This is a genomic window from Thalassospira sp. HF15 (assembly GCF_011806525.1).
In the GTDB taxonomy this organism is placed as follows: Bacteria; Pseudomonadota; Alphaproteobacteria; order Rhodospirillales; family Thalassospiraceae; genus Thalassospira.
In genome coordinates this window covers 42,419-56,033 of the sequence record NZ_JAAVKI010000004.1, presented here as the reverse complement: position 1 = coordinate 56,033, position 13,615 = coordinate 42,419, and the positions used below count along the sequence as shown (strand labels likewise).

9 protein-coding genes and 1 tRNA gene are annotated in these 13,615 nt (G+C 55.3%); 4 read left to right on the top strand and 6 right to left on the bottom strand.

The genetic code is table 11. The features are described from left to right. Positions 1-138 precede the first annotated feature (138 nt). The 3 genes from dgcN (at position 139) to HED22_RS09590 (ending at position 3,717) form a co-directional block, all read left to right on the top strand. Entirely contained in the window at positions 139-1,143 is a 1,005-nt protein-coding gene (gene dgcN, locus HED22_RS09600) for an N-acetyltransferase DgcN (RefSeq protein ID WP_167721565.1), read from the top strand. Between the two features lies 1 nt (position 1,144). Then, on the top strand, positions 1,145-2,125 hold the full coding sequence (dgcA, locus tag HED22_RS09595) for an N-acetyl-D-Glu racemase DgcA (protein ID WP_167721563.1): 981 nt from the start codon (positions 1,145-1,147) through the stop codon (positions 2,123-2,125). A gap of 593 nt (positions 2,126-2,718) precedes the next feature. Then, positions 2,719-3,717, top strand: a complete 999-nt coding sequence (locus HED22_RS09590; RefSeq protein ID WP_254869917.1) for a GGDEF domain-containing protein — start codon at positions 2,719-2,721, stop codon at positions 3,715-3,717. A 788-nt stretch (positions 3,718-4,505) separates the two neighbouring features. Here HED22_RS09590 and HED22_RS09585 read toward each other — a convergent pair. Further along, positions 4,506-5,084: a GNAT family N-acetyltransferase gene (locus HED22_RS09585; RefSeq protein WP_064790357.1), complete on the bottom strand. Its 579-nt coding sequence runs from the start codon at positions 5,082-5,084 to the stop codon at positions 4,506-4,508. Next, complete coding sequence (locus HED22_RS09580; RefSeq protein WP_167721559.1) at positions 5,084-5,950, bottom strand: N-formylglutamate amidohydrolase; 867 nt, start codon at positions 5,948-5,950, stop codon at positions 5,084-5,086. The genes HED22_RS09585 and HED22_RS09580 overlap by 1 nt, the downstream gene beginning before the upstream one ends. A gap of 245 nt (positions 5,951-6,195) precedes the next feature. On the opposite strand from HED22_RS09580, the gene HED22_RS09575 reads away from it, so the two are divergent. After that, a tRNA-Val gene (locus HED22_RS09575) sits at positions 6,196-6,272 on the top strand. Positions 6,273-6,395: 123 nt separating this feature from the next. Here HED22_RS09575 and HED22_RS09570 read toward each other — a convergent pair. The 4 genes from HED22_RS09570 to HED22_RS09555 all read right to left on the bottom strand — a co-directional run bounded on the left by HED22_RS09570 (position 6,396) and on the right by HED22_RS09555 (position 13,485). After that, positions 6,396-8,177: an alkyl sulfatase dimerization domain-containing protein gene (locus HED22_RS09570; RefSeq protein WP_167721557.1), complete on the bottom strand. Its 1,782-nt coding sequence runs from the start codon at positions 8,175-8,177 to the stop codon at positions 6,396-6,398. A gap of 337 nt (positions 8,178-8,514) precedes the next feature. After that, a complete protein-coding gene (locus HED22_RS09565) occupies positions 8,515-9,657 on the bottom strand; it encodes an ABC transporter permease (protein WP_167721555.1) in 1,143 nt (380 codons plus the stop codon). 4 nt (positions 9,658-9,661) lie between these two features. Next, the gene (gene rbbA / locus HED22_RS09560) at positions 9,662-12,463 is read right to left on the bottom strand and encodes a ribosome-associated ATPase/putative transporter RbbA (protein WP_167721553.1); all 2,802 of its coding nucleotides are present in this window, start codon (positions 12,461-12,463) and stop codon (positions 9,662-9,664) included. A gap of 11 nt (positions 12,464-12,474) precedes the next feature. Further along, complete coding sequence (locus HED22_RS09555) at positions 12,475-13,485, bottom strand: HlyD family secretion protein (RefSeq protein ID WP_167721551.1); 1,011 nt, start codon at positions 13,483-13,485, stop codon at positions 12,475-12,477. Positions 13,486-13,615: the final 130 nt, after the last annotated feature.

Below are 13,615 nucleotides of genomic sequence, written 5' to 3'. Positions count from 1 at the left end.
TTTTTTAGAATTATAGTCGAAGTTTCGGTAGGATTGTCGAAGATATCGTTTCATATCTCTGGAACGATCCTACCAGATTGCGCTATAGTCGCGCCACAATATTAAGAGCAGCGTTTGGATGCTGGTCAAGGAGGTATTATGAAAATCGCACATCCGTATCTTATGTTTCTTGGTGACGCGCCGGACGAACTGGCCGCGAAAACCGCTATCGGTATCAAGCAGTGGCGCCCGGAATGGTGCGTCGGTCAGCTGAGCCTGCCTAACTGCAAGGCCGACCTCGGTCTGCCGGAAATGTCGATTGCCGAAGCAAAGGCAGCCGGCGTTAAAACCCTTGTGCTTGGCGTTGCCAACCGTGGCGGTATCATCGGCCCGGCATGGATGGAAACCCTGCTGGCAGCCATTGATGCCGGCATGGACATCGCCAACGGTCTGCACACCCGTCTGTCCACCATTCCCGAGCTGGTTGATGCGGCCAAGGCCAAAGGTGTCAGCCTGTTTGACGTCCGTCATTTTGATGGCAAAGTGCCGGTCGGTAACGGTGAAAAACGTTCGGGCAAGCGCGTTCTGGCCGTTGGTACCGACTGTTCGGTCGGTAAGATGTACACCGCCCTTGCCATCGACGCCGAATTCAAAAAGCGCGGCATCAAATCCGACTTCCGTGCAACCGGCCAGACCGGTATCTTCATCGCGGGCGAAGGCATTTCGGTTGATGCCGTGATTTCCGACTTCATCTCTGGCGCGGTTGAAACCATTGCACCGGCCAATGATGCCGATCACTGGGACGTCATGGAAGGGCAGGGCAGCCTGTTCCACGCATCGTTCGCCGGTGTTTCCATGGGTCTGATCCACGGATCCCAGCCTGATGCGCTTGTTGTCTGCCACGAGCCGACCCGCGAACATATGCGTGGTCTGCCGGGTTACAAGCTGCCGGATCTCAAGACCTGCCTTGAAGTCAACCTGCAGCACGCCAAGCTGACCAACCCGGCTTGCAAGGTTGTCGGTTTTGCCGTCAACACCAAGGCGCTTGATGATGCGGCTGCGACCAAGCTTCTGGCTGACATCGAAGCCGAATTCGGTCTTCCGGCTGTTGACCCGGTTCGTACCGGCGTTGCACCGCTGGTCGACAAGCTGCAGGAGATCTAAGTTGCCAAAACTCACTGTGATTTCCGAAGTCTTCCCGCTTGCGCAGGTTTTCAAAATCTCGCGCGGGGCACGGACCGAGGCACATGTGGTCAAGGTGACCCTGAGCGACGGCACCCATACCGGGTACGGGGAATGCGTTCCCTATGCCCGGTATGATGAAACGGTCGACGGTGTCATTGCCGACATCGAAGCACAGGCAGATGCCCTTGATCGCGGCATGACCCGCAAGGAACTTCAGGATGCCATGAAGGCCGGCGCTGCGCGCAATGCAGTCGATTGCGCCTATTGGGATCTCGAAGCCAAGCGTATGGGCCGTCGTGTTTGGGAATTGCTCGGGCACAAGGCCCCGGAAGGAGTGATTACGGCCGAAACGCTGTCGATCGATACCCCGGACAACATGCGCGAAGCGGCCCGCAAGATCGCCCATGCGCCGTTGCTCAAGGTCAAGCTCAATGGCGAAAATGTCCTTGAGTCGGTCCGCGCCGTGCGTGAAGGCTCGCCCAAGGCGCGCATCATTGTTGATGCCAACGAGGCCTGGTCGCTTGATCTGCTCGAAGATATCGGGGCCGAACTTGATGGCCTTGGTGTCGAGATGATCGAACAGCCGCTGCCTGCCGGGCAGGATGGCGGGTTGATCGATATCGATTGCCCTGTGCTGCTGTGTGCCGACGAATCGGTTCATACATTGGCCGACATTCCGCGTCTGGCCAATCTCTATGACATGATCAATATCAAGCTCGACAAGACCGGTGGTCTCACCGGCGCGCTTGAACTGGCAGAGGCCGCATCAAAGGCCGGCATGCAACTGATGACCGGCTGCATGGTCGGCACATCCCTTGCCATGGCACCCGCCATGATCACCGGTGCCATGTCGCGCATTGTCGATCTCGATGGTCCGATCTGGATGGCCAAGGACCGTGATCACGCCCTGACATTCAATAATGGCGTGATGGGGCTTCCCGATCGCGAACTTTGGGGCTGATCAGTCCCTGATCTGGATGGGCGCGATCACAACTCTATACCACCGCATAATCACCCTTTGATCGGGTTGAACTTGGACGGCGCACCGTAAACCGGTGCGCCGTTTCAGTTTCCGGTGCAAAAAATCCTGCGGTTGAAGTTTCCACCTGCAGTAGAAAGCTATCAGCAAATTTTTTTGTCGCCAGATATGGTGGTTTCTCCATTAACTTTTTATTTACGAATCAATATCTTGGGGTTGGATCTTGCTGTTTTAAAGCTCTATTCCAACCCTAATGCCACCGTGCGCCACCCAAATGTATAGTTGTGTATTCGACCAAATAGAGGAACGATGAACCTGCTATAAAAAGGGCCCGAATGGTCCACTTAAATCAGGTTGGAGCGGTTCGCGTGGATACAGGCCCTCAGAAAAATAGCAGCGCGTCTAAAAAGACATTGCGATGTTGCTATCGGGATTTTCTCTACACGCCTCGGCATGCAGAGCTGCTGCATCTGCGCCGCAAGGAATCGATTCAGCTCTCCGCCCGTTTTGCCGCTCTTTTCGTGCTTCTCCTGATGTGCGCGGTTCCGTTCTGGGATGGGGCCTTTTCTTCTGAAATGGTGTCGTCACAAACCTTCGTCTTGCGTCTTCTGGTCGCTGGGGTTGCGCTTGCCGTGATCACCAATCGCGCGGTCAGTGCACGCTGGCGGCGACGCTTTCCTTACTTGCCGATGCTGATGCTGATTGTCGCGGCAAGCTTGCTGTGTGTCTTTGCTGGCAACGATCCGCTGGCAACCGATTATATGCACAGTTCTCACAGCTTCCTTCTGATCGGTCTGGTGATGATGATTGCCATCATGCCGGTGACGCTGCTTGAGGCAGGCCTGCTTTCGATGCCGTTTATTGTGTTGCTTGCCATCGCCGCGCAATCCGGGCTTGAAACCGGCTTTGTCCCGTTTGAGATGCTGTTGGCCTTCTTGCTGCCGCTCGCACTGTGTTCGGCACTTGTGCAGCTATATCGTACCATCACGGCCGCGCACGAAATCGCTATTGATCCGCTGACCAACTGCTACACCCGTGCCTTTGGCATGGAAATGATCCGCGTCAGCTTCGACGGCGCGCTGCGTAAAAATGTCCCGTACACTGTTGCCTTCATTGACCTTGATGATTTCAAGCAGATCAATGACCGTTATGGCCATGATTACGGTGACCGTATTCTTGGTGAAGTTGGCAATAACCTGATCCATCGCTTCCGCCGGTCCGATCTGGTGGTGCGTTGGGGCGGGGAGGAGTTCCTTGTCCTGCTGCCCGAACTGGGCCGGGCCCGCGCGGCCGAGGTGCTTGAACGCGTCATGGCCCCGGGGCTGGCAAAGCTTGAAAACGGACAGGTGCAAAAGGCCAGTGTTGGTCTTTCCGAACGCATCGAAGATGCCATCGCCCTGCCACAGAACCTGATCGAGCTTGCGGATCAGCGCATGTATGACGCCAAAAAACGCCGGGATCGCGACGATCTGGTCGCGCATGGCTATTCAGGGCGGCGCAACACCGTCAGCACGCTGGCATCACCGTCACCGTCAACGACCAACGCTCCCTCTGTTGATCAAAGCATCAACTGATCCCCGGCCTCGCTGTTTCCCTGCACAAAAGCAGCTCTTCACGCGCACCGTCTTCCTCGCCCGACGCCTTAATCCATTGATGCCATAACGCAATAACGTGTGTCGTATGTGCCAGGTGCGGCTCCGTACGTGCATTTCATCGTCTCGTGCTGCCTCGTATGGGGGCGACATGGATGGCGAATATATTGCCTGAGTCTCGGATGTGATCGTGCGGGCTGCCCTTGATGCGTCGTGCCGTAAGCAGAATTCGGAATCGGCCTGAAAAACGGTGCAAGGACCGACTCAGTTCTGTTCGGATTCGCACCGATTCTTTGATCCCTTTCGAACATTCGATTTTCTTCGGTGATCAAAAAATAACCGGGAGATATGAATTTTGCGCGCGTTTAGGGGGCAATGCCTTAAAATAATGCACAAAAAAGAAGCAGTAATATTTATGACAAAAAAATAGTCAAAAAGCTATTGCGTCCTGCGCATCGAATCAGTAATCTCCATTTGTGCGCTGCGGTAGGACGCAGTGCATTCCGGCGAGCGACTTGTCGCTCGTTTCTTGGACGTTTCCTCCCTAGACTTGGGCCGCTGTCACAGGCGGCCTTCTTTTTGCCTAAATTCAGCCCGTTAGCGAATAAAAGATCATATACTCAACCGCTGAGCATATGGTGTGTTTTGGAATTGCTGAAATGGTGCGGTGCAAATTAACTCCCGGTCGATTTGCCGTCCAAATGCAAAAAGGCGCTGCCCGACAGTGCCGCGACAGTGCCCCTTTGTAATCTCTTCAAGCCGTTTTATGTCTATTTCTCGCGCGTCGGGTCGTTATCCGGCGTATCGCTATCCCCGTCGCCCAGACCGCGCTGCATGATCACGCTATCGACCCAGCGGCCCATTTTAAAGCCAGCCGACTGAAGCGTGCCCGCCACCCGAAAGCCCAGCCGCGCATGCAGGCCGATGGATGCCACATTGGCACTGTCGCCAATCACAGCAATCATCTGGCGATAACCAAGGGCGGTCACCCGCGTGATCAATTCCGACAGCAACGCACTGCCAGCCCCCTTGCCGACGACTTCGGGGGCAATGTAAATCGTGTCTTCGACCGTAAACCGGTATGCCGGACGTGTCCGATAGGCTCCGGCATAGGCAAATCCCTCAACCCGGCCATCAACATCAGCCACCAGATAGGGCAGGCCGCGTTCGCGCACATGCTGCCAGCGCGATGTCAGTTCGGCGATTTCGGGCGCACGTTCTTCAAACGATGCCAAGCCATGCAGAACATGGTGACCGTAAATCTCGGTGATGCGTTCGAAATCTTCGGGTTCGGCATCGCGGATGACCAGATCGCTCAAAACGTCACTGGTGTCGGTGGTGTCTGTCATTAAAGCAGGGTCCCGTCGAGATCATGGAAGCGCGATATCAGGTCGGTCATCTGGTCGCGCAGGACGTCAAAGCCGCGATGCGGGCTGATTGTCTTTTCATCCATATAAAGCGCACGAGAAAGCTCGATCTGAAGGCAATGCACATGTTCTTGCGGGCGACCGTAATGGCGTGTGCAATAACCCCCGGCATATGGATCATTGTGCGCGGGCGCAAAGCCCATATCGCGAAAACAATCGTCCACAAACCGCGTCAATGACGGGTGGCAGGAACTTCCATAGCAATCGCCAAGCACCAGATCAACGCGGTTTTTTGCGCTGTCGTACGAATCCCCTGGCATGGAATGGCAATCGATCAGAATGCAATAGCCAAACTCCGAGCGCGTCTGATCAATCAGTTTCTGCAAGGCGGTGTGATAGGGCCGGTAAAATGCATCAATCCGCGAAAGCGCTTCTTCGGCGGGCAGGCGGGTTTTATAGATCTCGACCCCGCCACTGACCACACGCGGGATGGATCCCAGGCCGGAAAGGGCTCGCATGGAATTGATGTCGTTATCTTCGGGCAGGTTGCCATCAAACATGCGCGGATCAAGTTCCATCGCCGCCCGGTTCACATCAACATAGGCGCGCGGGAATGTCGCGGAAAGCAGCGGCGCCCCCAGCTTGGGTGCTGCATTGAACAGCTGATCGACAAAGGCATCTTCGGACGCGCGCAGTTCAAACGCGCCGATCCGCGCCCGTTCAATCAGATCCTGCGGGTAATGGCGGCCGGAATGCGGGGACGCAAACACCACCGGCAGGGTTTGCCGGGGTGGCAGGATAACGGTGGCAGGGCCAGTTGAGGCGAGTTCCGAAGGCAACTGGTTCATTGTCTTTCGTAATGTCCATCCCTTATGACACGGATTTGGGCTTCGTCGTGCGTCTTGCGATCCGTTATCATACTATCTTCTAGCATATGGGAATTGCCACGGATTTGATGAACATTTTTTGTCAAAAAACCATTTCTGGGGTTGCGCCTTTGCCTGCCTTGGGCTAAATACCGCCTCGCCGACGCAAACGGCACAGACCACTGTTTCACCTTCTGAAACTCTGGTCGTTGGAAAGATGGATTTGCGGGCCTATAGCTCAGTTGGTTAGAGCGTTCGCTTGACATGCGAGAGGTCACAAGTTCGAGTCTTGTTAGGCCCACCATTCCCGCCCCGCCGGTTCCCGTGCGGGGTTTGTTGTTTCTGGCCTTCTTTGTTCCGCAACGATGCGCGCAAAAAAGCCCCGGAGGCTGCTGCCGCCGGGGCCTGTAATAACGCGCCATTCTGCTTATTGTGCTGTCATTTGCGCTTGCAGCGCGCGAAGTGCAGGGTCGTTTTCCCAATCATAAACCGGATCGAACATTGCAAACCATCCAACGATATCTGCGCGGCTGCCCTTCGTGACTTTTACAGTTCCCTGATCTATCAGATCATCAATGGTTGTCAGGTTGTTATAGATCGCCGTCCAGTCTTCAGCACTCAGAGAAATGGCAAGATCTGGCGTGGTGTTTGTTCCTGACAGGTCGCCGATGAAATCCACGAGGCTCTCGCGGATACGCAGTCCGAAACGTTGATCCTGCCCAAAATCAAGGGCAAGCAACTGGTTCGTCTCCGCCGATCGTTCCGGGTTAATCCGTACCCGATAGTAATTCACGTAATCGCCAAGGTTGGTTTGGACGGACGCGGCATCAGCGGGGGTTGCCGTAATGACGGCTGTCTTGCCCTCAAGCTCCAGCGCCTCGGAAAGGTACCACGACCGGCTGTTTGTTGACGTTGTGCGATAGGCCATTTGGCGCAGGGCGTTCGCTTTTATCTGGCGGTTTTCGGCGCTGTTGTTATGTACGACAAGGTAACCGGCAATTTGCGCTGACCAGAGATAGTCACCATCCTCATATGCTTGTTCGGCCTTTTGTTGGGCCGCTGCCTCGCCGCCCATCGCTTCGATCATGCGCCCGGCTTCTTCGGCTGGATGCAGTTTGTTCAGCGTCTCGGTACGATTTCGGTCAAACTGCCCGAAAATGGCGGTGTAGATTCGCGGCGGCATGTTTGCGACCTCGCCATAGTTTTGCACCAGTATCGGGGCATTTTTCAGGCGTGCGGGCAACTCAACGCTGTAACGCAATTCGTCCGGGCTTTGTCCCATCAAAATACCTTTAAGGGTTTGATCAAGAACATAGGCCAGGCCATCGCGATAGTTTTGAAGTCTGGTTTCAATCTGTTCTGCGCCGTTTAGCGAATTGCTATGGGTGCTGAGAAGTATCTCGGGCTTTAAATCCCTGATGAAATCAAGTGCGTACATCCAACCGTTCGGGTCGCGATAACGCCCGCCGCGTGCGCTATAGATATTTGGGAACCACCCCCAAAGCACGTTGTTCATGACAAGCTTTTTGGACGGAATCCACACCAACACCTGATTGGTCGTGTCCGTCCCGATACCATCTGTATAGAATACAAGATCAAGGCCCGCGACAGTCAACGTTTGCCCATGGACGACCGTCGTGTTCGCTGGAATAAAACCACCTACTGCAGGAATGATTGTATTTTTGTATCGGCTGTCAGGGCCTTCATCAGGCAGGTAAAGATTGAATTGCTGGGCGGAGCGGGCATACAGCACACTGGAAACTTCTGGATGTGCGGCGGCAACGCCACCGGTCCTGGCAAAAGAGTCGTTCAGGTTGCTGTGGGCGATAATCTGTATGTCGGTGTTTCCGCGCTCGGCTTCGTAGTCAACGAATACCTTGGCGTCGGCCACATAATGTTCGTGGGAATAAATAATGGCCCGGATCGGCGCATCTGATACCGATCGAAGCAAGCTGTAGAATTTCTCACCATCCGCAAGATTGTCGCCCGTGTCATAAATGATCAATCCCTCAGGGCCAAGGACGGCATGGCTGTTTACAAGGCTGTGCGATCCAAACGTCCAGACACCGTCTGCCACTTCATCAACAAAATCGTCGTCATATGATGTTCGGGCAGGAGAATCTTCCGGGAGCGACCAATAGTCCAGCGTTGGCTTGGCAACCTTGGCACCATTATGTATTTCAAAAAGCGGGGTCGACTTCGCCCCCAATATACGGCGACGGATATGTATCTTGCGCCTGCGCGTTATGGGTGGTCGCTATACCCGACACGGCGATACCGGAAGCGATGTAAAAACAGGCAAAGTGAAAGACACGTCGGGCAGACACAGTTTTGAACACACTTGTTTTCGCCATTGAATCGACTCCTCATTAGTGTCGGACATATGCTGACCTACACTCTAAGTTGTATTTCAGTGGTAGGCAAATCACTTTAGAGGATTATTGATCGGTGGCGTGTCTCATCGCCAAACCCGATTTACCGGCAATCCGGGAAACCCGTTTCCCATATGTCGGGAGTGTGTCTGCATCTTTTGCGCGTTTCGCATTTTACCGCATCTGCGCGATACTCTTCCTGAACCGAAGGGCGCTAAAGGCAAAGAAACCCACCCCAATCGCAAACACCAGCAGGAATTCCGGCCAGACGACATCTATGCCCGCGCCTCGAAACAGGATGGCCTGAGCGTATTTGACGAAATGGGTTGATGGGGAAAACTGCATGATGTTCTGAAGCGTTTCCGGCATGCTTTCAATCGGCGTGCTGCCCCCCGAAAGCAGGCGCAACGGCAACACCACCAGAATGAACAACAGGCCAAATTGCGGCATGGAGCGCGTCATGGTCGCAAGGAAAATGCCAAGTGCGGTGGCAAAGAACAGATAGATCACCACACCGCTCATGAACAAAAGCTTCGATCCGGCAATCGGCACGCCCAGCACCAGCTCGACCACGAAAATCATCGACAGCATACAGGCAATCAAAATCACAAGCCCGTTGGCCCAGACCTTGGCCAGCATGATTTCATAGGGATTAAGCGGCATCACCAGAAGATGCTCGATCGTACCATGTTCGCGTTCGCGAATAAGGGCTGCACCCGACAGAATGATCGACAGCATCGTGATCGCATTGATGATCTCCATCGTGCTGGTAAACCATTCACTTTTGACATTCTGGTTATAGGTATAGCGCGTCACGATGGTGGCCGCATCACTGCGGTTCTGCCCGGCCCAGGCCGATTTGCCGCCAAGCCAGGTTGCGACCTCCTGGGCGATGATATTGCTGATATAGCCCTCACCAATCCCGGCCTGCATCATGGCGGTGGCATCAATGTTAAGCTGCACCTCCGGATCGCGCCCGCCGACCATATCGGCTTCAAAGCGTGGCGGGATCACCAGCACAAAGGTAAATTCACCGCTATTCATCGCCGCATCAATGTCGTGTTCGGCAATGCGGGCCGGTTCCTGGAAATAGGGCGGTAAAAACGCATCGGAAATCCGAAGCGACAGGGCCGAGCCATCCATATCGGCAATGGCAATCGATCCACGCCGCAAGTCATGGGAAAACCCGGTGGCAGCGTTGTAAATCGAAAAGGAAAACGCCCAGACAATCAGCGCCAGCAGAACCATGTCCCGTCTGAGGCTGAAAAGCTCCTTGATGCCAAGGCGATAGATATTGCTGATCCGTCTGCCAAGCATATCGTTACACCTCCTGCTTTTTTAAAAGCAGCATCGACAGCACGGTCAATACCGGGAAGAAAATCGCAAGGCTGATCAGTTCGGGATAAAGCTCCGCAAAGCCCAGCGCCTTGGTAAAGGTGCCGACACTGATCGACATGAAATGCGACGTCGGAATGATGGTCGAAAGCACCGCTGGCGCCCCCTCAAGGGAAGATACCGGCTGCATCATCCCTGAAAACATCACCGAGGGCACCATGGTGGCAATCGCGGTGCCAAAAAGGGCGGCGATCTGGGTGTTGGTAAAGGACGAAATCAAAAGTCCCAGGCCCGTGGTCGACGTCACAAACAGGATCGCACCGACCAGAAGCGTCAATCCATTGCCGCGCAACGGCACCTCAAACCAGAACAGCGCCATGGCTGCCATCAAAACAAAGTTGATCAGGCCCAGCGCCACATAGGGCAATTGTTTGCCCCACAAAAATTCAAGCTTTGAGACCGGCGTGACATAAAGGTTGGTGATCGATCCCAGTTCTTTCTCGCGCACCACGCCAACCGCCATCAAGACCGCCGGAATAAACATCAAAAGCAACGCAATGACCGACGGCACCATGGCATAGATGCTTTTGAAATCCTGATTATAACGATATCGCGTTTCAATCCGCATAGGCTGACCGGTATCAGAACTGCCAACATCACGCTTAAGGTGTTCTGCCAGATAACGCCGATGAATGCCTTCGACATAGCCGTGAATGGTCTCGGCGCGAAACGGCATCGAACCATCAATAAATGCCCCGATTTCAGGGCTGGTCCCGCGTCCGACATCGCGCCCGAAGCCGGGCGGGATTTCAATCGCCAATGAAATGTCACCCGAAAGCAATCGTGCCTCAAGGTCCGCATTGCTGATCAGTGGCGCTTGCGCCTCGAAATAGCGCGACCCCGAAAGGTTCTCGATATAGGTCCGGCTTTCGGGGCTGTGATCGCGATCAAGCACCGCATAGGTCAGGTTTTCCACATCAAACGTAATGCCCCAGCCAAACACCGGCATCAGGATCGCCGTGCCGATCAGGGCAAACATCAACCGGATCGGGTCACGGACAAGCTCCATGGTTTCGCGCAGCGAATAGGCCCACAAACGCCGAAAGCTAAATAGTGACGCCTTTGCCGGCTTCCAGTTTTGCTGCCCGTCAGTCCCACCCGCAAGTGCTTTGGTCGGGGCAGGGGCTGACGGCGTTTCGTCCCCGCCTGCGGCTTCTTCAAGGTGGCTGATAAACGCTTCTTCCAGCGTGTCGCAACCGCGCCCCTTGGTGATCGCGTCGGGCGTATCACTGATCAAAACCTGGCCCGCATGCATCAGCGATATGCGATCACAGCGCTCCGCCTCGTTCATGAAGTGGGTGGAAATGAAAATCGTCACCCCCTGATCGCGTGAAAGCTCGATCAGCAATTCCCAGAACCCGTCACGTGCCACCGGATCAACACCCGATGTCGGTTCATCCAGAATGAGGATTTCCGGGCTGTGAATGATCGCCACGGCAAGGGAAAGCCGCTGACGCACACCAAGCGGCAGCCGTTCACTGAGATCATCCAGGTAGGGGCCAAGCCGAAACCGATCTGAAAGCTCCTCAATCCGGGGCGCGATCTTGTCCTTGGGCAAATGAAACAGATGCGCATGCAGTTCAAGGTTCTGCAGAACGGTCAGCTCGGAATAAAGCGAAAAGGCCTGGCTCATATAGCCGACCCGGTTACGCAGCGCGATATCCTTCCCGTCGACCGGTTTGCCAAATAGTTCGGCGGTGCCCGCAGACGCATTCAAAAGCCCGGTCAGCATCTTCATGGTCGTGGTCTTGCCGCAGCCATTCGATCCGAGGAATCCGAAAATCTCGCCTTGTTCAATCCGGAAGCTGACATCATCAACGGCGGTGAAATCGCCGAACTTCTTGGTCAGGTGCTCGGCAACAATCGCTGGTGTCTCGCCGTGTACGGTCCTTGGCGGGATCGAAAGTTCATGGTGGCCGCGTCGCTGGTCTTCGGGCAAAAGTTCGATAAATGCCGCCTCAAGCGTTTCCGATCCGGTGCGCGCCAATATCTCATCAGAGGTGCCGGTTGCCAGCACCTTACCATCATTCATCGCAATCAACCGGTCAAAGCGCGCGGCCTCATCCATATAGGCCGTCGCGACCAATACCGTCATCGCGCTTTGGGTCTCGCGGATGGCATCAATCAGTTGCCAGAACTGCTGACGCGACAGCGGATCAACCCCGGTCGTCGGTTCATCAAGGATCAGGATGTCCGGATCATGGATCAGTGCGCAGCAAAGACCCAGTTTCTGCTTCATCCCGCCCGAAAGCTTGCCCGCCGGGCGCTTGGTAAACGGATCAAGTCCCGTCGCTTCGACAAGCCTTGCAATGCGTTCATCGCGCTCGCGCTTGTCCTGACCAAACAGACGGCCAAAAAACTCAAGGTTCTCGCGCACCGTCAGGTCCATATACAGGTTCTTGCCAAGCCCTTGGGGCATATAGGCAATGCGCGGCAGGATCGCGGTGCGGTGCTTGGTATCACGCATCGACCCGCCAAGAGTTTCAACGTGTCCTTCCTGTACCTTGCGTGCGCCAGATATCAGGGCAAGGGCGGATGATTTTCCCACCCCGTCCGGCCCGATAAAGCCCACGGTCTGGCCCGTTGGAATTTCAAGGCTGATCTTGTCGAGTGCCGTAACCTTGCCATATTGCAGCCCGACATCCTCAAGCCGCACGGCGATCCCGGGCGTGTTGTCGGAACGATCAGGTTTTTTGGCGTTCTCGATGTTTTCGGTGCGGTCCACCATCGCGGCACGCTCTATTGCGTTTGCTGACGCAGGGTGGCGTCATCGGGAAGATTCGGGGTGAAGGCATCCGGCCAGTCGGTGTGGTCGGCCAGCTGGATATAGGCCTCACCGGGCAGGCCGGTTTTCACCCGCTTGATATGTTCGGTAAGCAGTTCCGGATCGATCTGTACCTTGACGCGAAACATCAGTTTGTCGCGCTCAGCCCGCGTTTCGACCTCACGTGGGGTGAATTGGGCGTCATCGGCAACAAACGATACCTTGGCCGGAATGACAAAGCTTGGCGCGGCATCAAGGATGATCCGCGCTTCATTGCCGACAAAGGCAAGCCCGGCCTGACGGGTCGGCAGGAACACATTCATGTAAACATCAGTCAGGTCAATCAGTGTGATGACCGGACCACCGCCAGCCAGAACCTCGCCCGGTTCGGCAAGGCGATATTGCACGCGCCCGTCGCGTGGTGCTTTCAGCACCGAATCATCAATCTGTACCTGAATGCCGTCAAGGGCGGCGGATGCGGCCTCCACATTCATTTTTGAACTGACAAGGCGCGCTTTGGCTGCTGTCAGGGCTGCCTGTGCAACATTGCGATCTGCGCGGCGCTGATCGACCTGTTCGCGTGAAATATTGTTGTTTTTGACCAGTTGTTCGGCACGGGCCAATTGCTGCTCGGCAAAAGAAAGCTCGCTTTCGCGCTGCACGATCTGGGCTTTGGCCTCGGCAATGCCCTGTTCAGCGCTCGCGACCTCGGCACGTGCACGTGCGCGATTGGCAACCAGTTCGGCGGTGTCCATCCGCGCCAGAACCTGACCCGCGGTAACCTGATCACCTTCCTGAACCAGAACGTCTTCCACCCGGCCGGCATATTTGGTCGCAACCCGGATTTCCTCGGCCTCAATCCGACCGTTGCCCGATGCGATAAACTCGGGAAGCTCGGATTGCTGTGATTGCCAATAGGCGTATCCACCCCCGGCGACAGCGACAATCACCACAAGCACGATCAACACAGCACGCAAGCTTTTCATTCCATTCTCCGAAAACGGGGCGGACCAGGGCAGGGCAATGGCAGGCCGGGTCGGTAACGTGACCGAGTATCGCGCCTGTCCTTTTGCAACGCAACACTCTCTGGAATGATCCTAGGTGATTGCCATTGAT

Bases quoted from the DNA above. Each gene is read 5' to 3' on its own strand.
- dgcN (WP_167721565.1), top strand. From the start codon at position 139: ATGAAAATCGCACATCCGTATCTTATGTTTCTTGGTGACGCGCCGGAC.
- HED22_RS09590 (WP_254869917.1), top strand. From the start codon at position 2,719: ATGGTGTCGTCACAAACCTTCGTCTTGCGTCTTCTGGTCGCTGGGGTT.
- HED22_RS09585 (WP_064790357.1), bottom strand. From the start codon at position 5,084: ATGACAGACACCACCGACACCAGTGACGTTTTGAGCGATCTGGTCATC.
- HED22_RS09580 (WP_167721559.1), bottom strand. From the start codon at position 5,950: ATGAACCAGTTGCCTTCGGAACTCGCCTCAACTGGCCCTGCCACCGTT.
- HED22_RS09565 (WP_167721555.1), bottom strand. From the start codon at position 9,657: ATGCTTGGCAGACGGATCAGCAATATCTATCGCCTTGGCATCAAGGAG.
- rbbA (WP_167721553.1), bottom strand. From the start codon at position 12,463: ATGGTGGACCGCACCGAAAACATCGAGAACGCCAAAAAACCTGATCGT.
- HED22_RS09555 (WP_167721551.1), bottom strand. From the start codon at position 13,485: ATGAAAAGCTTGCGTGCTGTGTTGATCGTGCTTGTGGTGATTGTCGCT.